Genomic DNA, 530 nt, shown 5'->3' with positions numbered 1-530 from the left:
CCCGCCCCCCTCGCGCGCCGCGGCCCGCCATCCTCACGCTCTCCGCGCGGACCCCTCAGGGGCTGCGCGCGCGGGCCCGGCAGTTGCTCGACGTGCTCGAGGCGCGGCCGGCGTGGGATGGCGACGCGCTGACGTCGCTCGCCTTCACGCTGCAAGTGGGCCGTGAGCCCATGGCCGCCCGGCTCGCCTTCGCGGCGACGGACCTGTCCACCTGCCGGGAGCGGCTGCGAACGTTCGTGTCATGCGAGGCGCAAGCGCCCGCGCCGCGCGCACAGGGCCTCTTCACGGCGGTCCTCTCCGAGGCGGCCCTTCAGCGCGCGTCCCCCGGCGAGGCGGCGCTCCTGGAGCGCGTGGCCCAAGGCGCGCACGACGACATCGCGCGCGAATGGACGGAGGGCACGCCCTGGCCCTGGGCAGCCCTCTACGGGGAGCACCCACCGCACCGGCTCGCGCTGCCCACCTACCCCTTCGAGGGCGAGCGGTACTGGCTCGACGCCGCGGAGCCCCCCCGCGTGGCTGTCTCTTATACA

At 76.0% G+C, this 530-nt stretch carries 1 protein-coding gene; it reads left to right on the top strand.

Features of this window, described 5'->3' with window-relative positions:
* The coding region (locus HNV26_RS37430) for a KS-MAT linker domain-containing protein (protein WP_171453047.1) at window positions 1–530 on the top strand (530 nt) is incomplete at both ends.

The sequence above is a fragment of the Myxococcus xanthus genome (assembly GCF_013116825.1).
Classification (GTDB): Bacteria; Myxococcota; Myxococcia; order Myxococcales; family Myxococcaceae; genus Myxococcus; species Myxococcus xanthus_B.
The sequence above is the reverse complement of the archived record's forward strand: the minus strand, read 5'-3'. Positions and strand labels throughout refer to the sequence as shown.